Here is a 21,493-nt window from a genome sequence, read left to right on the forward strand (position 1 = left end):
CAACCACACCCCACAAACGGGAAAACACGAGGTGCAGCCAAAAAACAACAAACAAAAACCACCAAACACACTATTGAGTTCTCAAACAACACGCCGTTTTAAGGCAACCCCACCAACCTACTACATCTTGGTCGGGCTGTCAAGGTCTCGCTCTGGGCTTTTTTGGCCCCGCTCGTTCTTGACGTTGATAAGATTAGCGGACTGATCTTGATTTCCCAAAACCGCTGCATTTGGCCGGTTTTCAGGCTGATTCGCGTCTATCTGCGATGCACCCCGAAGGCCCCTCGCGACACGAACACCGCCATCAACTGACTCGTTCGATCTCCGCACCCAGACTGACGAGGTTTTCGACGAACAACGGATATCCGCGGTCGATGTGGAAAACGTCGTGAACTTCGGTGTCGCCGTCGGCGACCAAGCCGGCAAGCACCAAGCCGGCGCCGGCCCGAATATCCGACGCCCACACCGGTGCGCTCGACAGCTGCGGGATGCCACGCACCACCGCGTGGTGGCCGTCCGTCCTGGCGTCGGCACCGAGGCGGATCATCTCCTCGACGAACCTGAACCTCGCCTCGAACACGTTCTCGGTGATCATCGAGGTGCCATCGGCAATACAGGCGAGACCGATCGCCATCGGCTGCAGGTCCGTCGGAAAGCCGGGATACGGCAGGGTCGCCACATTGACGGCCTTCGGCCGTTCGTACTGCACCACCCGGAAACCGTTGTCGTGTTGGGTGACGGTGGCGCCTGCGTCATGCAGTTTGTGCAAAACCAACTGCAGGTGCTGTGGATCCACCCCGGTCACAGACACGTCTCCGCGGGTCATCGCTGCGGCAATTCCCCAGGTCGCACCCACGATCCGGTCACCGATCACCCGGTGCTCCGTCGGATACAGCCGATCGACACCCGTGATGGTCATCGTCGAAGTCCCACCTCCGGCGACCTGCGCGCCCATCTGGTTGAGCATGTCGCACAGGTCAACGACATCGGGTTCACGCGCGGCGTTGTGGATGGTTGTCACCCCTTCGGCCAGCACCGCGGCCATCAGGATGTTCTCGGTTGCTCCAACCGACGGGAACTCGAGCTGAATCTCCGCACCCCGAAGGTGGTCGGCCTCAGCGACCACGCAGCCGTGCTCGATGTTGCACCGGGCACCGAGCTGACGGAGTCCAGATTGGTGCATGTCCAGGGGGCGGGATCCGATCGCGTCACCACCTGGCAGGGCGACCTTCGCCTTCTTCCCTCGTCCGACCAGTGGGCCCAACACGCACACCGACGCTCGGAACTGGCGCACCGCGGCAAAGTCCGCGTCGTACTTGGGTTCATCCGGCGAGGTGATTCGTGCGGTATCACCGACGAGTTCGACCGTCGCGCCCAAACCGCGCAGGACCTCGGCCATTAATGGCACGTCGAGGATGTCCGGGCAGTTGCTGATGGTGGTGGTGCCCTCAGCCAACAGCGCTGCCGCCATTAGCTTCAGCACACTGTTCTTGGCACCCCCAACAGCAACTTCGCCGGACAAGCGATTACCGCCGGTCACCACGAAACGCTCGCTCACGCGGCTAAGTGTAAACAGCGCCGACTATCGATGTCAGGCCACGAAAGACTTGTGCACGAGTACGGTTTGACCATGGCTGTGCACCTCACCCGCATCTACACCCGGACCGGCGATGACGGCTCAACCGGGCTCAGCGATTTCAGTCGGGTGTCCAAGAACGATTCTCGCCTCGCGGCCTATGCCGACTGTGACGAAGCCAACGCCGCAATCGGAGTCGCCGTTGCGGCCGGAGCGCCGGACGACCGAATTCGATTGGTACTGCTGCAGATTCAGAACGATCTGTTCGACGCCGGCGCAGATCTGTCGACTCCGGTCGTCGCCGAGCCGGAGTACCCGCCACTGCGCATCACCCAGCCGTACATCGATCGGCTCGAAGGCTGGTGCGACGAATTCAATTCTCCGCTACCGAAATTGACGTCATTCATTCTGCCGGGCGGCACCCCACTGTCGGCATATCTGCACGTGGCCCGCACGGTGGTTCGGCGAGCCGAACGGTCGGCGTGGCAAGCGGTCGCCGAGCACGGGGACTCGGTGAATCCCTTGTCGGCCAAGTACCTGAACCGGCTTTCGGACCTGTTGTTCATCTTGTCCCGGGTAGCCAACCCAGACGGCGACGTGCTGTGGCAGCCGGGTGGCGGCACGAAATAGCCTGCGGCCCTATGTCGAGATCGACGAAATAGCCGGACCTACTCGTACTTTTCGGCCCGTTTGTGGCTTGGGCTAGACAGAACGTCGGCGGGCGCGCGGTGACGGGCGTGACTCGAGCCACGAGGTGAACGCCGTCAAAGCCCCACGGTCCAAAGCGATTTCGTAACCACTGCGTCGCTCGGCGCTGCTGTCACGGAGCTCAAGAATGACCGTTGCATCGGTCATGATGTCGAATTCGTCGCCGCGCGGGGCCCTTCGGCCGACAACTTCCAGGCCACGACGGGACAATGTCCGGTCCGGCCACCAGCGCATGCTCGACAAACGATAGAAACCGGCTTCACCACCGCGGTAACGCATAACGCCATGCCGCCAACCCTGGCCGCCGGTGGCCGGAACGTCACGCAGGATGGCAGCAGTGCCGCCGACCTGGCGCAGTTTCCACAGCCGATAGCTCAATGCGGCAACAGCCAGCATGAGCACACCGATGAGCGCGACCATAGACAGCGTGGACGCGCTCATCGGCGGGATTAATCCAGTTGGCCCAGGGCGCGCAGACGCGCCCGGCCCCATGCAGCGGTGGCTTCGTCGTCGGAAGCGGCATCGGCCTTAGCCTCGTGCGCGTCAATCTCCGGCTCCAATTGCGCATCCTCCACGAGGATTCGCACGGTGTCCTCGGTCACCGACAAGAACCCGCCGGACACAGCGATCCGCAGATCGTCCTCGCCCTCGCGCTCGACCCGCACCACCGCGTCCTCGACCAACTGGCCGACCAACGGGATGTGGCGGGGCATGATGCCGATCTCGCCGGCGGTGGTGCGAGTGAAGACGAACGTGGCCTTACCCGTCCACAGCGCCCGATCGACGGCGACGATCTCGACGTCCATATCAACCGCCATGTCACACCACCTTTCGACTAGTACTGACGACGAACTGCGCCAGTCGGTTCTTCGCGCAAGCGCTCATCAGAATCCCCGGTTCTTCGCGCAAGCGCTCATCACAGCTTGGCGCCGAGGCTTTCGGCCTTCTTCGCCAGGTCGTCGAGACCACCGATGAGGAAGAACGCCTGCTCGGGCAGGTGGTCGAAGTCGCCCTTGGCGAGACGGTCGAACGCCTCGATGGTCTCCTTCAGCGGCACCGTCGAACCCGGCTGGCCGGTGAACTGCTCGGCCGCCATCATGTTCTGGCTCAGGAAGCGCTCGATCTTACGGGCGCGGTACACCAGCACCTTGTCCTCTTCCGACAGTTCGTCGATACCGAGGATGGCGATGATGTCCTGAAGGTCCTTGTAGCGCTGCAGGATTCGGATGACTTCCTGAGCAACCCGGTAGTGCTCGTCGCCGACGACGCTGGGGTGCAGGATGGTCGAGGACGAAGCCAGCGGGTCCACGGCCGGGAAGATGCCCTTGGAGAACACCGCACGAGAAAGCTCCGTGGTGGCGTCCAGGTGGGCGAACGTGGTGGCCGGGGCCGGGTCGGTGTAGTCGTCAGCGGGCACGTACACGGCCTGCATCGAGGTGATCGAACGACCACGGGTCGAGGTGATGCGCTCCTGCAGCTCACCCATTTCGTCGGCCAGCGTCGGCTGGTAACCCACGGCCGAAGGCATACGACCCAGCAGGGTCGAGACCTCGGAACCGGCCTGGGTGAACCGGAAGATGTTGTCGATGAACAACAGCACGTCCTGGCCCTGCTCGTCGCGGAAGAACTCGGCCATGGTCAGGGCCGACAGGGCGACGCGCATACGGGTGCCCGGCGGCTCATCCATCTGGCCGAACACCAACGCGGTGTCCTTGAGCACGTTCGCGTCCGCGAGCTCGACCCACAGGTCGTTGCCCTCACGGGTGCGCTCACCGACGCCGGCGAACACCGAGGTACCACCGAAGTTGCGGGCGATACGGTTGATCATCTCCTGGATCAGAACCGTCTTGCCCACGCCGGCACCACCGAACAGGGCGATCTTGCCGCCACGCACGTACGGGGTCAGCAGGTCAACGACCTTCAGACCGGTCTCCAGCATCTCGGTGCGGGGCTCCAGGTCGGCGAAGGCCGGCGGCTTGCGGTGGATGGACCAGTGCTGGAAGTCCTTGCCGTAGCCGGGCTCGTCCAGGCAGTCACCCAGGGCGTTGAACACGTGGCCCTTGACGCCGTCACCGACAGGCACCGAGATCGACGCACCGGTGTCGCGAACGTCGGTGCCACGCACCAGGCCGTCGGTCGGCTGCATGGAGATGCAGCGCACCAGGTTGTCACCGAGGTGCTGGGCGACCTCGAGGGTCAGAGTCTTGGCCAGCGCCTCGAAAGTGATGTCGGCGTGCAGCGCGTTGAACAGTTCGGGCACCGAGCCACGCGGGAACTCGACGTCCACCACCGGGCCGGTGATACGGACGACTCGACCCGCGGTCTTCGTGTCGGTCTTGGTTTCAGCGACAGCAGTCATAATTTCTTTCTTCGCTTCCTACGGGGCCTATTTCGCGTCGGCCAGCGCGTTGGCGCCACCGACGATCTCGCTGATTTCCTGGGTGATCTGCGCCTGGCGCTCGCGGTTCGCGGCGAGCGTGAGGGCCTTGATCAGGTCGTCGGCGTTGTCCGTCGCCGACTTCATGGCGCGCCGGCGCGAGGCCGACTCCGAGGCCGCAGCTTCCAGCAACGCCTCATAGACGCGGGTCGCGATGTAGCGCGGAAGCAACGCCTGAAACAGCGTGTCAGCGCTCGGCTCGAACGAGTACAGGGTCCGGGGTCCGGTCTCCGGCTCCCCCATGTACTCCACGACCATGGGCGCGATCCGCACAGCCTTGGCGGTCTGCGCCAGCATCGACTTGAACTCGGTCGAGACGATGTGCAGCTCGTCGACCCCATGCGCGTCGTCAGCGCCGGCGTCGTCCTGGTCGTCGTTGCCGCCGGCCATGAACGCCGCCACCAGGGTGTCGGAGATCTCCTTGGCATGCTCGTACGTGGGGCGCTCGGAAAAACCGGTCCACGACTCGGTAACGGTGCGCTGCCGGAAGTTGTAGTAGCCCAGGGCCTTTCGGCCGACTACATACAGCACCGGGGTCTTGCCCTGCTCGCGCAGTAGCGAGAACAGCTCCTCGGCCCGACGCAGCACGTTGGCGTTGTAGCCGCCGCACAGGCCGCGGTCCGAGGACACCACCAGCACGCCGACCCGATTCGGGTTCTCCCGCTCAACCAGCAGCGGGTGATCCAGAGCGGCACCGCCGGCAAGCTCGGTCAGCATGGTGGTGATCTCGTTGGCGTAGGGCCGGGCCGCATCAACCCGGGCCTGCGCCTTGGCGATCCGCGACGTGGCGATCAGCTCCTGGGCCTTCGTGATCTTCTTGATCGACGAGGCCGAGCGGATACGTCCGCGTAGCTCGCGCAGTGTGGCTGCCATTGGTTACCTAGGCCTTCTTCGGAGCCGGCTTGTTGACCTTCACCGACGTCTGGCCGAGCTCGGCGGGATCCAGCGCGTCAGCCTCAGGCTCGGCGACGACGACCGAGCTACCGTCGGTGGCCGCGAAGCCCTTCTTGAACTCGTTGATGACCGAGACCAGTTCCGCCTCGTTCTCCTCGGAGAGCTTCTTGGTCTCCTTGATGCCGTTCAGGATGTCGGCATGGCTGGCCTTCACGTGCTCGAGCAGCTCAGCGGAGAAACGCGAAACGTCCTCGGCCGGAACCGAATCCAGGTGGCCCTGAGTGCCGAGGAAGATCTCGACGACCTGGTCCTCGACGGCCAGCGGGCTGTACTGCGCCTGCTTGAGCAGTTCGACCAGGCGCACACCGCGGTCCAGCTGAGCCTTCGACGCCGCATCCAGGTCCGATGCGAAGGCCGCGAAGGCCTCCAGCTCGCGGTACTGCGACAGGTCCAGACGCAGCGAGCCCGCAACCTCTTTCATGGCCTTGATCTGAGCCGCACCACCGACGCGGGACACCGACACACCGACGTTCACGGCTGGGCGCACACCCTGGTTGAACAGGTCGGACTCCAGGAAGCACTGACCGTCGGTGATCGAGATGACGTTGGTCGGGATGAACGCCGAGATGTCGTTGGCCTTGGTCTCGATGACCGGCAGGCCCGTCATCGAACCGCCACCGAGTTCGTCGGACAGCTTCGCGCAACGCTCCAGCAGGCGGGAGTGCAGGTAGAACACGTCGCCGGGGAAGGCCTCGCGGCCCGGCGGGCGGCGCAGCAGCAGCGAGATGGCGCGGTAGGCGTCCGCCTGCTTGGAAAGGTCGTCGAAGACGATGAGGACGTGTTTGCCGTCGTACATCCAGTGCTGGCCGATGGCCGAACCGGTGTAGGGCGCCAGCCACTTGAAGCCAGCCGGATCAGAGGCCGGGGCCGCGACGATGGTGGTGTACTCCATGGCGCCACCGTCTTCCAGCGCCCGCTTGACGCTGGCGATGGTGGTGCCCTTCTGGCCGATCGCGACATACACGCAGCGCACCTGCTGCTTGGGGTCGCCGGTCTCCCAGGCCTCACGCTGGTTCAGGATGGTGTCGACGCAGACGGCCGTCTTGCCGGTCTTGCGATCACCGATGATGAGCTGGCGCTGGCCGCGGCCGATCGGGGTCATGGCGTCGATGGCCTTGATGCCGGTCTGCAGCGGCTCGCTGACGCCCTGACGCTGCACCACCGAGGGGGCCTGCAGTTCAAGGGCGCGGCGGGTCTCGGCCTTGATGTCGCCTTGGCCGTCGATGGGCTCACCCAGCGGGTTGATGACGCGGCCCAGGAACTCGTCGCCGACCGGCACCGAGAGCACCTCGCCGGTGCGCTTGACCTGCTGGCCCTCTTCGATCTTCTCGAACTCACCCAGGATGACCGCGCCGACGCTGTGCTCGTCGAGGTTCAGGGCGACGCCGAGGACGCCACCGGGAAACTCGAGGAGCTCCTGCGTCATAACCGAGGGCAGACCCTCGACGTGTGCGATGCCGTCACCGGCGTCGACGACGGTGCCGATCTCCTCGCGATCGCTGGAGGCCGAGAACGTCGATACGTAGTTCTCGATGGCACCTTCGATATCAGCAGCCGAGATTGTCAACTCTGCCATGGTTTTTGGTCTTCCTACCTAGTTCTTTGGGGGTGGTTCGTGGGGTCGGGGCCGGGGCCTGTCATTTCCTCGCGCAAGCGCTCGTCAGTCCGGCAGCCGGTCGGAGGCCGCAGCCAGTCGGGACGAGATGGAGCCATCGATCACCTCGTCGCCGACGGTGATGGACAGACCACCGAGGACGCTCGGGTCGACATGCAGCTGGATGGACACCGGGTGGCCGTAGATGCGGGTCAGCACGGTCGTCAGGCGAGTGCGCTGGGCATCGGTCAGGGCGGCAGCGGCGACCACGTGGGCCACCACCTCGCCGCGCCGGGCGACAGCCAGCTCGGCCAGGTCCAGCACGGCCTCATCGGCGCGCTCACCGCGGAGCAGGCCGACGGTCTGTTCCAACAGCGCCTTGACGGTGCCGTTGACCGTCGCCCCACCACTGGTAAGGACGTTGTCCAACAAGGCAATCCGGCTCGCGGCAGGCGCGGTGTAGTCACCCAGCAGGATGGCCAGGCGCGGCTGAGCGTCGAGCACCCGACCGAACTTGAACAACTGGTCCTCGACCTCGGCGACCTCACCGGTGAGCTCGGCACGCTTGATCAGCGCCAGGCGAGCGATGTGCTCGATGGCATCGACCAGGTTGGCTTGCTCAGACCAGCGAGCGGACACCGCGGCCCGCAGCAGGTCCAGCGTGGTGTCTCCGACCTTGCCGGAGAGCACCGTGTTCAGCAGCGCGACCTTGGGGGCCGCGTCGTCAGCCGGCTGGGCCAGGTGCCGTTCGAGGTTGACCTCGCCGTGCAGCAACCGGGCCACCGCAGCCAGTTCGTCGGAGACTGTGGAGAGCGCGGCGGCATCCAGGCTCTTGGCCGTCTCGTCGAACTTGCCGACCAGAGCGGCCAGCGATTCACGGCTGGCGGCCCGCAGCTTCACCTCGGCATGGGTGCCGACCTCGGCCTCGGACGGTGCCATCTGCTCCAGCTCGGCCAGGAACCGGTCAACGGTGTCCGACTGAGCGGCCGGATCAGCGACGTGCTCACGGACCAACTCGTCGGCCTTGGCCACCGAATGCTCGCCCAGACCCTGCCGCAGCTCGCGGATAACACCCTGCCGCATCAGGTGGACCTGCTGACCGCCCTGCGCCTTGATCCGCTCGGCGTCCACACCGGCCTGCTCGGCCAGCTGTGCCGTGATGCGCTCGGAGTCATACCGGGCCTCGTCGGTCACCTTGCCCGACTCGGCCTTGGCATCGGCAAGAGCCTTGGCGTGCATCTTGTCGGCATCAGCGAGTTTCTGTGCGGCTTCGGCACTTTCGGCCAGCGCAACGCGTACGGCGTCCTGATGCTTGGCCATGATGCCCTTCACCGGAGGCACCACGTACTTCCAGATGATGGCCACGATGACGGCAAAGCCGATCAGCTGCCCGATGAATGTCAACATCTCTTTACTGGCTCCCGCCTGATTTCACGTCCACACCGAGGATGCGGCTCGCCAGTGTCTTGGACAGGTTGTCGACCGACGACTGCAGCTCCGCCTGCGCAGACTGCCGCTGTCCGGACAGTTCCTGGTCGGCACCCTTGAGGGTCTCGGCCACCTCACCGCTTGCGTCGGCACGCGCCTGATCGATGACCTTCCGGCCCTCGTTGCGGGCCTGGTCACGGATGGCCGAAGCCTCCGTGCGGGCACCCGCCATCGCCGCGTCGTAGTCCGCCTGCGCGGCGGCCACCTGCTCAGTCGACTTCCGGTTGTCAGCAGCGGTCTTGGCCAGCATCGCCTCGCGTTCGGCCAGCACCTTGCTGATCGGTGGCACAACCCACTTACCGATCACGCCGAGCACGATCAGGAAGATGATCAGCACGACGAAGAAGGTGGCATTGGGGACCAGGAAGTTGCTTCCGCCCCCTTCGCCTTCCGCTGCTGCCTGGCTCGAAGCCAGGATGGTTGCGCTCAGTTCACCCATTGCTCTGGGTTAACCGACCGGAGTGGCGAATACGAACAGTGCCATGAACGCCAGGTTGATGAAGTACGCGGCCTCGACCAGACCCACGGTGATGAAGAACGGGGTGAACAGTCGTCCCTGGGCCTCGGGCTGACGGGCGATACCGGAGATCAGGGCGTTACCGGCGATACCGTCACCGATACCGGCACCGATGGCGCCACCGGCCATGATCAGGCCACCACCGATGAGCGCGCCAGCGGCGACTGTGGGGTCCAATGCCATTGTTTTTCCTCCTTGGTAACTGGCGGCGGTACCGCCAGGGTCTTGTTGTGGATCTGGTTCTTTGGGTCTAGTGGTGCTCGTCCAGTTCCATGGACTGGCTGAAATACAAGATGGTCAGCAGCGCGAAGATGAACGCCTGGATCAGGCCGACGAAAAGATCGAACGTCTTCCAGATGGCGTTCGGCGCCCACTGCACGTACCAGGGGAACATCGCGATCAGCGCGACCAGGATGCCGCCGGCGAACATGTTGCCGAAAAGTCGGAGAGACAGCGAGACCGGCTTGGCGATCTCTTCAACGATGTTGATAGGTGCCAGCACTGCGACGTGGCCCTTCAGCAGCTTCTTGAAGTGGCCGAACAGACCCCGGCGCCAGATACCCGCGGCGTGGTAGCAGAGGAACACGAACAGTGCCAGCGCCAGCACGTAGTTGATGTCCGAGGCCGGCGGGGCCAGCAGTTCGTGCGCGGCGCCGTCGGGTCCGCCGTACTGGACCGGCAGCACCGAGAGCCAATTCGAGATCAGGATGAAGACGAAGATAGTGACGGCCAGCGGAAGCACGAACGGCGCGACCTTCATCCCGATGGCAGCCTCGATCTGCTGACGCATCTGGATGGTGATGGCCTCGAAGAACAACTGCACGCCACCCGGCACACCAGTGGAAGTGACCTTGGACTTCAGGTAGAACGCCAGAGCGATGACGATGACGCCGGCAACTGCCGTCGCCGTAATGGTGTCAACGTTGAACGTCATGCCCAACCACTGCTTTTCTTCGTGGTGACCGACCTCGATGGCGGCGGCGGCAAGTTGTGTTTTCACTTGGGTTGTCAGTCCTTTGCTACTGATCCGTCGTGGGCGTCGGCATCACCGGAATCGCTACCGGCGCGAAGCTTCTTCAATACGGGCAGTGACGTGCTCAAAACGAGAACTGCCTGGAACAATGCCAGCCCGAACAGGACACCGAGGCCAGATGGCCGGAACTGGTAGGCGATCACTAATGCGATGACCGTGATCATGGCCAACCGCATCGCAGAATTGGCGGCCATCTTCATCTTCAAGGGGTGGTCCTGTGCGGTCACCTTGGTAACTGCGCGGCGGACCAGCAGGGCATTGGTCAGACCGAGCGCCATGCCCACGCCGAAGAACACACCGAACATCACGTGGCCACCGGCCAGATAGCCGAGGCCGCAAGCGATTCCGGTGAGAACAACAGCAATGGCAAACAGACGCACCGGCCGGAAAGCCACTGCCGGAAACACCAATGGCGCATCCTGCGCTGGCGTCGTCATTGTGTTCACCTCAATCCCGCGGTCACGAGTGCCGTCCCAACCATGTGGCAATTCTGTGTCGCGTGCCCAAAGAGCGTATCGAAGTGCGTTTCGACAGCGCTGGGCGCGCTGGAATTACCCAAGGGGCAGCTCCCTTTGTCGGTCGTGTTTCGGCGCCAACCGGTTTCGCAACCGATGGGCCGGGGGCCGGCAACCCGCGAGGTTTTTCGGGTTCTGCCAGCACCGTACCACATGGTGGACGGCCAAAAACGCGGCCTACTACTTTTTGTCGTACTCGCCTTCGGGCAGGTCATCGCGCTGCCGCAGAAGTGGGATCAAGGTGATCACCACGGCCACCACGATCGCGGCCAGCATGACCGCTCCCGTGTATCGCGGATCGAAGAAAATGGTGCTGGCGGCGCCCAGCGCGACGATGCCCACCCATAGATAGATCAGCAAGACCACCCGGCGGTGCGAGTGGCCGATCTGCAGTAGGCGATGGTGCAGGTGCATCTTGTCCGGGCTGAACGGACTCAGTCCGGCCCGCGTGCGCCGCACGATGGCCAGCAACATATCCAGCGCCGGCACGAACATCACCGCCACGACCAACAGGAACGGCGAGAGCAGCGCGAACACGTCGCGCGCCCCGTAGGCATTCTGGGAGATGGGGCCGGCCGCGGTCGTGGACGCGGCGGCCAGCATCAGCCCGATCAGCATGGACCCCGAGTCGCCCATGAAAATCCGGGCGGGATGGAAGTTGTGTGGCAGAAAGCCCAAGCATGCCCCCGCGAGCACAACGGAGATCACCGCCGGCGGGTAGAACAGCACGTCACCGCCGTGGTCGTGAAGCAGGCCGACCGAGAAGATGCAGATGGCCAACGCCGTGATCAGGCCGAGCCCGGCGGCCAGGCCGTCCAACCCGTCGACGAAGTTCATCGCGTTGACGATCGAGACCGTCAGCGCCAAAGTCAGCAGAATCGAGGAGGCCTGGTCCAGCACGATGGTGCCGACGCCGCCGATCGGGATGTAGAGCACGCTCCACGCGACGCCCATGGTGACCAGCACGCTGGCCGCGGTGATCTGGCCGGCGAACTTGGTTAACGCGTCCAGCCCCCACCGGTCGTCGATCAGCCCGATCACCATGATCAGGCCACCGGCCACCACCACCGCGGGCATGCCGGACGAATAGACGAAACCGCGGGTCAGCGCGGGCAGCTGCGATGCGAGCAGGACCGCCGAGGCGATCCCGATATACATGGCCAGCCCACCCATCCGCGGAATCGGCTCGAGGTGCACATCCCGCTCACGCGGGTAGGCAACCGCACCGAAGCGGAAGGCCAACGCCCGTACCCAACCGGTGGCGAAATAGGTGATGATCGCCGCCGTCAGGCCGACCAGCACCAGTTCCCGAAGCGGGACGCCGGTGCCGCGATCAGCCAGTGCGAGTACGGATTCGCTAACCGGCAAGGGATTCCGCCTCAACTCCGAGCACCTCGGAGATCTGGTCGGCGGTTATGGGGCCCTGCCGAAGGATGCGTGGGGTTGCCCCAGTGAGGTCGACGATGGTGGACGCAGCCTGCTTCGCCGCCGGCCCGGCATCCAGATAGACCTCGACCAAGTCGCCGAGCTGGGCCCGCGCTTCATCGGCGGTCACCGCGGGCGGCTGACCCGACATGTTCGCGCTGGAGACCGCCATGGGTCCGACCTCACGCAGCAATTCGATGGCCACCGGATGCAGCGGCATGCGCAGCATTACGGTGCCGTTGGCATCGCCCAGGTCCCAGGACAACGACGGCGCTTGCCGAACGACCAGGCTCAATGCGCCCGGCCAGAACGCCTCGATCAGGTCGCGTGCACCCGTGGGCACCGTGTAGACCAGGCCTTCGATGGTGCGCCAGGACCCGACCAGAACCGGGACCGGCATATTGCGCCCTCGCCCCTTGGCCGCCAGCAGCGCAGCCACCGCCTCACTGTTGAAGGCGTCGGCGCCGAGGCCGTAGACGGTGTCGGTCGGCAGCACGACGAGGCGCCCGCCTTTGAGCGCGCTGATCGCCGAAGCTATGCCGGTGGACCGCGTCACGGCGTCGCCGCAGTCGAACATCTCCATGTGTGACTCCCCTACTGTTGCGGCGCGCGTTTGGTTCCGGTGACGAAACGTGGCCGCCCGGTCAGATCGTGCCGCGCGGTGATCCCTTCGAACGTACCGTCGCGAGACATGGCCGCCACCACCCGATCCGATGTGGTGTCGTCGTGTTCGATTCCGAGGTACCCGCCGGGCCGCAGTAGCCGGGCGGCCAATCCGATGATCGGCACGATCAGCGACATGCCGTCCGGCCCGCCGAACAGCGCTTGCGCCGGATCGTGGTCAGCCACCTCGGGATCCAACTGCGCGCCCTCGGGTATGTACGGCGGATTGGATACCACCAGGTCGACAGCGCCTTCGCGGTCGGCGAGCAAGGTCGGTGCGGTGACGTCGGCGTGGAGTACCTCGATGGTCGTGCCAGCGCAGTTACGTCGGGCGTAAACCAGGGCTTGCTCGGACTTTTCCACCGCGACGACAGTCGCCCCCGGAAGCACGTGGGCCAGGGCGACCGCCAAAGCGCCTGAACCCGTACACAGGTCGACGATCACCGGATTCGGCGGCAGCGGAAGTTTCATGGCCCATTCGAGCAACGCCTCGGTCTCCGGCCGGGGAATGAACACGCCGGGGCCGACTTCCAGGGTCACCGGACCAAAGGCTGCCGTTCCGATCAAGTGCTGCAACGGAATTCGCTGGGCGCGCCGGGCCACCAGGTCGCGGTAGCGGGGGAAGAACTCCGAATCGGGGTCGAGGAACAACAGCCGGGCCCGGTCGACGCCAGCCGCGTGTGCGGCGAGATATTCGGCGTCGACCCGGGCCGAATCGATGCCTGCCGCAGCCAGTGTCGCGGCAGCCTCGTCAAGCGCCTGCCGAATGCTATTCACCCTCGGCGAGACGGGCCTGCTTGTCGGCGGCGGCCAGTGCGTCGAGCAGTGCGTCCATGTCGCCATCGAGCACCTGGTCCAGGTTGTGTGCCTTGAAGTTGATGCGGTGGTCGGCGATCCGGTTCTCGGGGAAGTTGTAGGTCCGGATTCGCTCACTGCGGTCCACCGTGCGGATCTGGCTGGCCCGGTCCGCGGACGCGTCCGCCGAGGCCTGCTCCTCGGCGAGGGCTTGCAGCCGGGCGGCGAGCACCACCATGGCGCGCGCTTTGTTCTGCAGCTGCGAGCGCTCGTTCTGGCAGGTGACGACAATGCCGGTGGGCAGGTGGGTGATACGCACCGCCGAGTCGGTGGTGTTCACGCCCTGGCCGCCCTTGCCCGAGGATCGGTAGACGTCGATGCGCAGATCGGACTCATCGATCTGCACCTGCTCAACGTCTTCCGGTTCGGGATAAACGAGCACGCCGGCAGCCGAAGTATGAACGCGCCCTTGGGATTCGGTGACGGGAACCCGCTGCACGCGGTGCACGCCGCCCTCGAACTTCATCCGCGACCACACGCCGTCGGCGGAATCGCCCTTGCTGGCGATGGTGATGGTGGCGTCCTTGTAGCCGCCAAGGTCCGACCAAGTCTCGTCGAGGACCGTAACCGTCCAGCCGTGCCGCTCGGCGTAGCGGATGTACATGCGTGCGAGGTCGGACGCGAACAGTGCGGACTCCTCGCCGCCCTCACCGGATTTCACTTCGAGCACGACGTCGTCGGCGTCATGCGGATCACGCGGGGCAAGCAGATCGGTCAGTTTGGCATCCAGTTCCGCGACGTTGGCTTCCAGGTCCGGCACCTCGGCGGCGAACGCGACATCCTCAGCCGCAAGTTCCCGGGCCGCCTCCAGGTCGCCTTGGGCGGCCTCCAGCTTGCGGTAGGTCACGACGATCGGCGACACCTGCGCGAATCGGCGCCCGACCCGACGGGCCGCGGTGGCATCAGCGTGCAGAGCGGGGTCGGCCAACTGCCGCTCCAGGTCGGCATGCTCAGCGAGCAGTGCCTCGATCCGGGGCGCTGTTTCGATCTCTGCCACTGCTGCCTCCTGCGTTCGGTCCCACAAATACGAAAACGGCGCCCGGACCTGACGCAAATGCGACAGATCGGGCGCCGTTGACGAAGCTAGCTCTCGGCGTCAGCCTTCGCGCCGGACTTCTGGCGCTTGCCGTAACGCTGCTCGAAGCGCGCCACGCGGCCACCGCTGTCGAGAATCTTCTGCTTGCCCGTGTAGAACGGGTGGCACTGCGAGCACACCTCGACCACGATGTGGCCGCTCTCCTTGGTGCTGCGAGTGGTGAAGCTGTTACCGCAACCGCAGACCACTGTGGTCTCGACGTATGCGGGGTGGATACCCGATTTCATTTCATGGTCCTCTGTGATCAATGGTCGCCGGGTCGCCTGATTTTTCAGACGTGAACCGGAACCGAGGCGGTCGGCGGTCCATTATGCCAGGTCGGGCCGCCGACCACCTAAACGCGGCTATACCGGCGGCTATTCCGGCCCGGCGCCTGATCGCAGGTCGGACAGCCGCCGCGCGAGGAAGCGTCGTTCCGGATCCGTCGTGGCCAGCTCAAGGGCACGGTCAAAGGCCTCCCGCGCCTCATCGAGTCGGCCGAGCCGACGCAGCAGTTCGGCCCGAGTGGAGGGCAGGTAGCGATAGTCGCCGAGGTCGAGCGAGTCGATCAGCTCAAGCGCCTGCTCCGGCTCGCCGGTCTCGGCGATGGCCACGGCCCGGTTGAGCGCGACGACGGGCGATCCGGTCAGTTCTTCAAGGCGTCCATACAGCGCCGCCACCTCGTGCCAATCGATCTGCGGCTCGGCCTGCAGCGAGGCGATGGCCGCCTGCAGCACATATGGCCCGGCCGACGGCCGCAATGTCAGCGCGCGGTCGAGGGCGGCCCGCCCCGCCTCGACCTTGGCCCGATCGTGCAGCGCCCGATCCTGTTCGGCGAGCGGAACCACCTGGCCGGCGACCACGCGCGCCGCACGGCGCGAGTCGTGCAGCAGCATCAGGGCCAGCAGCCCGTACGCCTCGGGCTCATCGGCCATCAACTCGGCGAGCAGTCGCCCCAGCCGAATCGCTTCGGCGGCAAGATCATCGCGATCGGTGTAGCCCTGATTGAAGATCAGGTAGATCACCGCGAGCACGGCCGACAACCGGTCCGGCAACACCCGGTCTGCAGGCAGCGCAAAGGGAATGTTGGTTGCCTTGATCTTGGCTTTGGCTCGAGAGAGCCGACGTTTCATGGTGTCCTCGGAAACCAGGAATGCGCGGCCGATCTCGGCTGTGCTGAGCCCGCCCAAGGCCCTCAAGGTCAGTGCAACCTGGGCTTCCGGCGCCAGCGCCGGATGACAGCACATGAAGATCAGTTCCAGGCGCTCATCGCCGATCGTGCTGTCGTCGAGGTCGATCTCATCCACGGTCGTCTCCTGCTGCTCGACTTGAAGCAGTCGGGACTTGTTGCGCAGGTTCTGTTCTCGGCGTAGCCGGTCGATCGCCCGGTTGCGTCCGGTGCGCACCAGCCACGCCACCGGCTGCTGAGGCACTCCGTCGCGGGGCCACCGCTGTGCGGCGATTGCGAACGCCTCCTGCGCGGCATCCTCGGCGACGTCGAAGTCGCCGAGGATGCCGATGAGTGCAGCCAGTACCCGGCCCCACTCGCGCCGGAAAACGGCCTCGATCAGTCTCAGATCCTTTCCCGTCGCTACGCTCGCCCCGGTGTCTCCCCCGGCATATCAACGAGCGGCCGCACCTCGACGGCCCCACCCAGCCGCACCGCGGGGATCCGCTGCGCGAACTCCAAGGCTTGGTCGAGGTTGTCGGCTTCGATCACGAAGTAGCCGGCGAACACCTCTTTGGTATCGGCGTACGGGCCATCGGTGATCAAGCCCTCCCCCCGAACCGTGGTGGCCGTCTCGACCGGCTGCAGGTGGCCGCCGCCTATGCACTGCGACTCGAAGCGCAGGGCCATGTATTCCGCGCTCAACGCGGCCTGCTCGTCGGGCGTGAGCTCGTCGTCGTGGCTGCCCGGCCTGGTGTAGATCAGCGTTGCGTACTTCATCGTTGCCTCCTTGAGTGGATCGTCTAACAGCATTGAGACGAATGGGAGACATCAGCGGGGACAGCTACCTCAAATTTTTGTGTAGACGGTGCCGTCGCGCTTCCACAGCACCCGACCCTGCGGCTCGGCGCCCAGTGCAACCAGTTCACGCTTCAGGATCTTGTTGGTCGCGGTGCTGGGTAGATCGTCGGCCAGCCATACATACCGGGGCCAGGATTTGGGTGACAGGTCCCCCTGCTCGGCCAGGAATTGACCGAATTCATCCGGCGTCAGCGTCTGTCCGTCACGCAGGACGATGGCGGCCATCACCTGGTCGCCGACGAACTCGTCGGGCACCGGATAAACTGCAACCCGGCTGATGACGTTCTGCCGCAACAGAATTCGTTCGATTGGGGCGGCAGTGATGTTCTCGCCGTCCACCCGCATCCAGTCGGCGGTACGACCGGCCAGATAGATCCAGCCGTCGGCGTCGCGGTAGGCCAGGTCGCCCGACCAGTACATGCCGTGCCGCAGCCGCTCGTCGGTTGCGCCCTGGTCGTTGTGGTAGCCGCGGAACATCCCACTGCCGTTGACGTTGACCAGCTCACCGGTCGCGGCCTCCGCATTGATCAGCGCGCCGGTGTCATCAAATTGTGCGATCGGGCACTCTTCAATGGTCTCCGGGTCGTAGATCGCGACCCCTGGGAAACCCTGGCCGATGCTGCCCAAGGGACAGCTCTCGGTTCGCGTGATGATGATGGCCAACTCGGTGGAGCCGAAGCCGTCCCACACGCTGCAGCCGAATCGTCGGCTGAATTCGTCGATGTCACGGTCTGCGGCCTCGTTGCCGAAGGCCACCCGCAACGGGTTGTCGTGATCGTCGGGCTGTTCGGCGGTGGCCAGGATGTAGGCCAGCGGCTTGCCGACGTAGTTCATGTAGCTGGCGCCGTATCGGCGGATGTCCGGCAGGAACCGGGAAGCCGAGAACTGGGCGGGTGCCATCGCCGCACCTGAACTGAGCGCGACGCCCCAGCCGGCATACACGCCGTTGGAGTGGAACAGAGGCATGGACAGATAACAGGTGTCGCGGTCGGTCAGCTCATAGCGCTGCACCAATGCGGCGGCGGAGAACAGCACGATCGAGTGCGCCACCTCGACGGCTTTGGGTTCGCCGCTGGTGCCCGAGGTGAAGATCATCATGAAGGTGTCGTTGGGGCCGACTTCGCGGTGCGGGGTCAGTTCCTGCCGCTGCCAATCGGTGGCGGTGACGTCGACGACGGTGACGCCAGGCAGATCGACGCCTTCGAGCAGTCCGCGGTGTTGTTCGTCGACAAGCACGATCTGGCATTCGACCCGGGCGATGTCACGGGCCAGTGCCTCGCCACGGCGGGTGTTGTTGATGCCGCACAGCACATAACCGCCGAGCGCAGCGGCGGCCAGCGCCGTCAACATGTCCGGGGTGTTGCCCAGCAGCGTGCCCACATGCAGCGGCTTGCTCGGGTCCGCCATCCCGATCAAGGTCGCGGCCTGCGCTTTCGCTTCGGCGACATGTTCGCGCCACGTCCACGTGCGCTCGCCGTACTTGATCGCGGTGGTGTCCTGCTCGGAGCGTTCCCGAAGCAACTGCTGAAGCGTGTCGGCCATGCCGGCTCCCCTGATGATGTGAGCTGAAGTGAACAGATTCCCCGAAGTGTCTACCATGTTCGTAGCTTGACGCGATAGCGTCTGCCCCCTGGCAGAATCTCCGTCATGCCGGAACACAGGTGAGGAGCAACCGTTGGACGTCGCACTAACCCCCCGGACCGTGCGTGATCGGCTGATCGATGCCGCCGAAGCATGCATGCGCGCCAAGGGAATTCGCGCAACAACGGTGTCCGAGGTCGCCGAAGGCGCCGGAGTTTCACGCGGCTGGCTGTACCGCCACTTTCCAGACAAGGTCACGCTGCTGGGCGCCGCCATAGTCCGCCTGAACAATGCATATTGGTCTGACGCGCACGCCATGCTCGAGTCGATCGAAGGCCTGGACCATCAGATCGTGGCCGGCGTCCAGCATGGGCGCACCGCGTACGACGACCCAGGGGCATTGCTGATGAAGCTGCGCGTCGAGGAACCCGATGAATTCGCCGCCTGCGCCGGCGCCGGTGTGCAGGGGCTGGTGCCCGACCTCGCCGAATTCTGGTCTCGCTACCTGGTCGCGGCCCGCGACAACGGCAGCATCCATCCCGACACCGACATCGACGAAGCATCGGAATGGGTTGCGCGCGTGATCATTTCGTTGGCGACCATGCCCGGGGAACGGCTCGATGCCAACGAACCCAAAGAGGTGCTGAAACACGTTCGCCGCTATGTGATGCCCGGGTTGACGGCCGTGCCGTAGCACCTGCCAGAACGCACGAAGGCTGCAACTCCACAGAGTTGCAGCCTTCGTTGCAAGAACAGCGCGACGCCTAGTCAGCGTCCATGCCGAGCTGACGCCTAGTCGGCGTCCATGTTGCCTGGGGCCGTCTTGGAGACCTGGACCAGGAACTCGTAGTTGGTCTTGGTCTTGCGCAGCTGGCTCATCAGCAGGTCGATGGCCTGATGCGGATCCAGACCGCTGAGCACCCGGCGCAGCTTGTGCACGATCGCGAACTCATCCGGCGACAGCAGCAGCTCGTCCTTGCGGGTACCGGACGGGTTGACGTCGACGGCCGGGAACACGCGACGCTCGGCAATCTTGCGGTCCAGCTTGAGCTCGGCGTTACCGGTGCCCTTGAACTCCTCGAAGATGACGGTGTCACCGGTGGAGCCAGTCTCGACCATCGCGGTGGCGATGATGGTCAACGAGCCACCGTGCTCGATGTTGCGGGCCGCGCCGAGGAACCGCTTGGGCGGGTACAGCGCGGTGGAGTCCACACCGCCGGACAGGATGCGGCCCGACGCCGGCGAGGCGTTGTTGTACGCACGGCCCAGTCGGGTGATCGAGTCCAGCAGCACGACGACGTCTTTACCCTGCTCGACCAGACGCTTGGCCCGCTCGATGGCCAACTCGGCGGCCTGGGTGTGGTCTGCCGGCGGCCGGTCGAAGGTGGAGGCGATGACCTCACCCTTGACCGAGCGCTGCATGTCGGTGACCTCTTCCGGGCGCTCATCTACGAGCACCACCATGAGGTGGCATTCCGGGTTGTTGCGGGTGATCGCGTTGGCGATGTCCTGCATGATCGTGGTCTTACCGGCCTTCGGCGGGGACACGATCAGGGCTCGCTGGCCCTTGCCGATCGGCATGATCAGGTCGATGACGCGCGTGGTCAGCTTCTCCGGAGCGGTCTCCAGGCGCAGCCGCTGATTGGGGTACAGCGGGGTCAGCTTGGTGAAATCGGGCCGGTTCTTGGCCGCCTCGACCGGGCCACCGTTGACGCTGTCCAGACGCACCAGCGGGTTGAACTTCTGCCGCGGGTTGTTGCCGCCGCTGTTCTCGCCCTCGCGGGGCACCCGAACCGCACCGGTCACCGCGTCGCCGCGGCGCAGGCCGTTCTTGCGGACCATGTTCATGGAGACGTACACGTCGTTGGGACCGGCCAGGTAGCCCGAAGTGCGGACGAATGCGTAGTTGTCCAGCACGTCGAGGATGCCGGCGACCGGCTGCAGGACGTCGTCCTCGCGTAGTTCAGCCTCGGCGTTGCCGCCCTGATTGTCGCCACGTTCTCCACGACGACGACGATCGCGGTCGCGGAACCGGCGGCCGCGACGGCCCTGGCGGCCCTCGCCGTCGTCGTCATTGCCACCGTCACCGCCCCGGTTGCCTTCACCGCGGTTGGCGTTGTCGCCCCGGTTGCCGCCGTCTTTGTTTCCGCCATCGGCGTTGTTGCGGTCGCGGTTGTGCGATTCACGCGGCGCATCGCCACGATCGGCTTTGCCGCCCTTGTCGCCGGCGTTCTCGTCGGCTTTGTTGTCGCTCTTGGCTTCGGTGTTGTTCTCGGCCGTGTTCTCGCTCTTGGCCTCAGCCTTGCCCACGGTGTCGGCGACAGAATCGGTCGCAGCGTCGGTCGCCGGGGCGTCGGTGGCGTCAGCAGCCGGGGAACCCGCCTGCCGCGAAGCGCCGCGACGTTCGCGGCGGGCAGGCGCGCTGACCTGGGCTTCCTCAGCCTTGGCAGGCTCGGCGGGCATGGTCTCAGCACCGCTGTCCGGTGTTGCATCGGTGGGTGCCGCGGCCTTGGCCTCACGCTTTGTTTCGCCGGCAGTCCCGTTGGGTTTGCCGTTGGATTGGTCGCCGCCCTCGCCGCGATGCTCCCGGATGGCGGCGATCAGCTCGCTCTTGCGCATGCCGGAAGTCCCCTTGACGCCGACCTGGGTGGCCAATGCGCGCAGATCAGGAAGCAGAAGGCTGGTCAACGACCCTGAGCGTCCGGCCGCCGGAGCTTCATTGGCCGACGCATTAGCGCTGCTGTCAGCGGTGAAGAGGTCCGTATCAGTCACGGATTTCCTTTCTGTGCCCTCGCAGATCCGATTGCGCGAGGGATTTGTTCGTGTTCGGACGGCCCTCCCCAAGCGCGGCCGCAAAATGCCCTGGTCCGCTGCGGCTTCTGCCACAGCGAGCACCGGGATTTGCCGCCGTGCGGCGAACCATCAGTCCACGAGTTGAATACCAACGAGAAGAATTGGTTGTCCTACTGTAGGCGCAGGTACAGAGCCTGCGATTGCTGGACGAGAGCGAGAATAGCCCGCTTCTGAGCCCGAAGCAAGAAAT

General features: G+C 65.0%; 22 protein-coding genes. 2 read left to right on the forward strand and 20 right to left on the reverse strand.

What is annotated here, in order from left to right; all coding sequences use genetic code 11:
* Positions 1 to 304 precede the first annotated feature (304 nt).
* Entirely contained in the window at positions 305 to 1,558 is a 1,254-nt protein-coding gene (gene murA / locus M2432_RS27050; RefSeq protein ID WP_280829936.1) for a UDP-N-acetylglucosamine 1-carboxyvinyltransferase, read from the reverse strand.
* A 72-nt stretch (positions 1,559 to 1,630) separates the two neighbouring features.
* Here murA and M2432_RS27055 point away from each other — a divergent pair, with 72 nt between their 5' ends.
* Positions 1,631 to 2,206, forward strand: coding sequence for a cob(I)yrinic acid a,c-diamide adenosyltransferase (locus M2432_RS27055; RefSeq protein WP_280829937.1), 576 nt, complete (start codon positions 1,631 to 1,633; stop codon positions 2,204 to 2,206).
* Positions 2,207 to 2,278: 72 nt separating this feature from the next.
* On the opposite strand, the gene M2432_RS27060 is transcribed toward M2432_RS27055, so the two are convergent.
* From M2432_RS27060 to fadD1, 18 genes are all read right to left on the reverse strand, one after another.
* Positions 2,279 to 2,725, reverse strand: coding sequence for a DUF2550 domain-containing protein (locus M2432_RS27060; RefSeq protein WP_280829938.1), 447 nt, complete (start codon positions 2,723 to 2,725; stop codon positions 2,279 to 2,281).
* A gap of 8 nt (positions 2,726 to 2,733) precedes the next feature.
* Positions 2,734 to 3,102, reverse strand: coding sequence for a F0F1 ATP synthase subunit epsilon (locus M2432_RS27065; protein WP_280829939.1), 369 nt, complete (start codon positions 3,100 to 3,102; stop codon positions 2,734 to 2,736).
* Between the two features lie 98 nt (positions 3,103 to 3,200).
* On the reverse strand, positions 3,201 to 4,643 hold the full coding sequence (atpD, locus tag M2432_RS27070; RefSeq protein ID WP_280829940.1) for a F0F1 ATP synthase subunit beta: 1,443 nt from the start codon (positions 4,641 to 4,643) through the stop codon (positions 3,201 to 3,203).
* Between the two features lie 27 nt (positions 4,644 to 4,670).
* A complete protein-coding gene (locus M2432_RS27075; RefSeq protein WP_280829941.1) occupies positions 4,671 to 5,594 on the reverse strand; it encodes a F0F1 ATP synthase subunit gamma in 924 nt (307 codons plus the stop codon).
* Between the two features lie 7 nt (positions 5,595 to 5,601).
* A complete protein-coding gene (gene atpA, locus M2432_RS27080) occupies positions 5,602 to 7,251 on the reverse strand; it encodes a F0F1 ATP synthase subunit alpha (RefSeq protein WP_280829942.1) in 1,650 nt (549 codons plus the stop codon).
* An 84-nt stretch (positions 7,252 to 7,335) separates the two neighbouring features.
* Positions 7,336 to 8,676 carry a F0F1 ATP synthase subunit B/delta gene (locus M2432_RS27085; RefSeq protein ID WP_280829943.1) on the reverse strand — a complete coding sequence of 447 codons (1,341 nt, stop codon included), beginning with the start codon at positions 8,674 to 8,676 and terminating at the stop codon, positions 7,336 to 7,338.
* Between the two features lie 4 nt (positions 8,677 to 8,680).
* Positions 8,681 to 9,196 (reverse strand): F0F1 ATP synthase subunit B, encoded by a 516-nt coding sequence (locus tag M2432_RS27090; RefSeq protein WP_280829944.1) that lies wholly within the window; start codon positions 9,194 to 9,196, stop codon positions 8,681 to 8,683.
* Between the two features lie 9 nt (positions 9,197 to 9,205).
* Positions 9,206 to 9,451: a F0F1 ATP synthase subunit C gene (locus M2432_RS27095; protein ID WP_280829960.1), complete on the reverse strand. Its 246-nt coding sequence runs from the start codon at positions 9,449 to 9,451 to the stop codon at positions 9,206 to 9,208.
* A gap of 73 nt (positions 9,452 to 9,524) precedes the next feature.
* Complete coding sequence (gene atpB, locus M2432_RS27100; RefSeq protein ID WP_280829945.1) at positions 9,525 to 10,274, reverse strand: F0F1 ATP synthase subunit A; 750 nt, start codon at positions 10,272 to 10,274, stop codon at positions 9,525 to 9,527.
* An 8-nt stretch (positions 10,275 to 10,282) separates the two neighbouring features.
* Complete coding sequence (locus tag M2432_RS27105) at positions 10,283 to 10,744, reverse strand: ATP synthase subunit I (protein WP_280829946.1); 462 nt, start codon at positions 10,742 to 10,744, stop codon at positions 10,283 to 10,285.
* Between the two features lie 258 nt (positions 10,745 to 11,002).
* Positions 11,003 to 12,190 carry an MraY family glycosyltransferase gene (locus M2432_RS27110; RefSeq protein WP_280829947.1) on the reverse strand — a complete coding sequence of 396 codons (1,188 nt, stop codon included), beginning with the start codon at positions 12,188 to 12,190 and terminating at the stop codon, positions 11,003 to 11,005.
* On the reverse strand, positions 12,180 to 12,830 hold the full coding sequence (locus M2432_RS27115; protein WP_280829948.1) for an L-threonylcarbamoyladenylate synthase: 651 nt from the start codon (positions 12,828 to 12,830) through the stop codon (positions 12,180 to 12,182). Before M2432_RS27115 ends, M2432_RS27110 begins: the two co-directional genes overlap by 11 nt.
* An 11-nt stretch (positions 12,831 to 12,841) precedes the next feature.
* Positions 12,842 to 13,687 (reverse strand): peptide chain release factor N(5)-glutamine methyltransferase, encoded by an 846-nt coding sequence (gene prmC, locus M2432_RS27120; RefSeq protein WP_280829949.1) that lies wholly within the window; start codon positions 13,685 to 13,687, stop codon positions 12,842 to 12,844.
* Complete coding sequence (gene prfA / locus M2432_RS27125; protein WP_280829961.1) at positions 13,680 to 14,753, reverse strand: peptide chain release factor 1; 1,074 nt, start codon at positions 14,751 to 14,753, stop codon at positions 13,680 to 13,682. The genes prmC and prfA overlap by 8 nt, the downstream gene beginning before the upstream one ends.
* Positions 14,754 to 14,848: 95 nt before the next feature.
* The gene (rpmE, locus tag M2432_RS27130) at positions 14,849 to 15,088 is read right to left on the reverse strand and encodes a 50S ribosomal protein L31 (protein ID WP_280829950.1); all 240 of its coding nucleotides are present in this window, start codon (positions 15,086 to 15,088) and stop codon (positions 14,849 to 14,851) included.
* Between the two features lie 129 nt (positions 15,089 to 15,217).
* A complete protein-coding gene (locus M2432_RS27135) occupies positions 15,218 to 16,417 on the reverse strand; it encodes a sigma-70 family RNA polymerase sigma factor (RefSeq protein WP_348536340.1) in 1,200 nt (399 codons plus the stop codon).
* Between the two features lie 14 nt (positions 16,418 to 16,431).
* Positions 16,432 to 16,788 (reverse strand): YciI family protein, encoded by a 357-nt coding sequence (locus M2432_RS27140; protein ID WP_280829951.1) that lies wholly within the window; start codon positions 16,786 to 16,788, stop codon positions 16,432 to 16,434.
* A gap of 69 nt (positions 16,789 to 16,857) precedes the next feature.
* Positions 16,858 to 18,411 (reverse strand): fatty-acid--CoA ligase FadD1, encoded by a 1,554-nt coding sequence (fadD1, locus tag M2432_RS27145; RefSeq protein WP_280829952.1) that lies wholly within the window; start codon positions 18,409 to 18,411, stop codon positions 16,858 to 16,860.
* A 133-nt stretch (positions 18,412 to 18,544) separates the two neighbouring features.
* On the opposite strand from fadD1, the gene M2432_RS27150 reads away from it, so the two are divergent.
* The gene (locus M2432_RS27150; protein ID WP_280829953.1) at positions 18,545 to 19,144 is read left to right on the forward strand and encodes a TetR/AcrR family transcriptional regulator; all 600 of its coding nucleotides are present in this window, start codon (positions 18,545 to 18,547) and stop codon (positions 19,142 to 19,144) included.
* 98 nt (positions 19,145 to 19,242) lie between these two features.
* Here M2432_RS27150 and rho read toward each other — a convergent pair whose 3' ends face one another.
* Positions 19,243 to 21,222 carry a transcription termination factor Rho gene (rho, locus tag M2432_RS27155; RefSeq protein WP_280829954.1) on the reverse strand — a complete coding sequence of 660 codons (1,980 nt, stop codon included), beginning with the start codon at positions 21,220 to 21,222 and terminating at the stop codon, positions 19,243 to 19,245.
* Positions 21,223 to 21,493 lie beyond the last annotated feature (271 nt).

The organism is Mycobacterium sp. OTB74, from assembly GCF_029892685.1.
Classification (GTDB): domain Bacteria; phylum Actinomycetota; class Actinomycetes; order Mycobacteriales; family Mycobacteriaceae; genus Mycobacterium.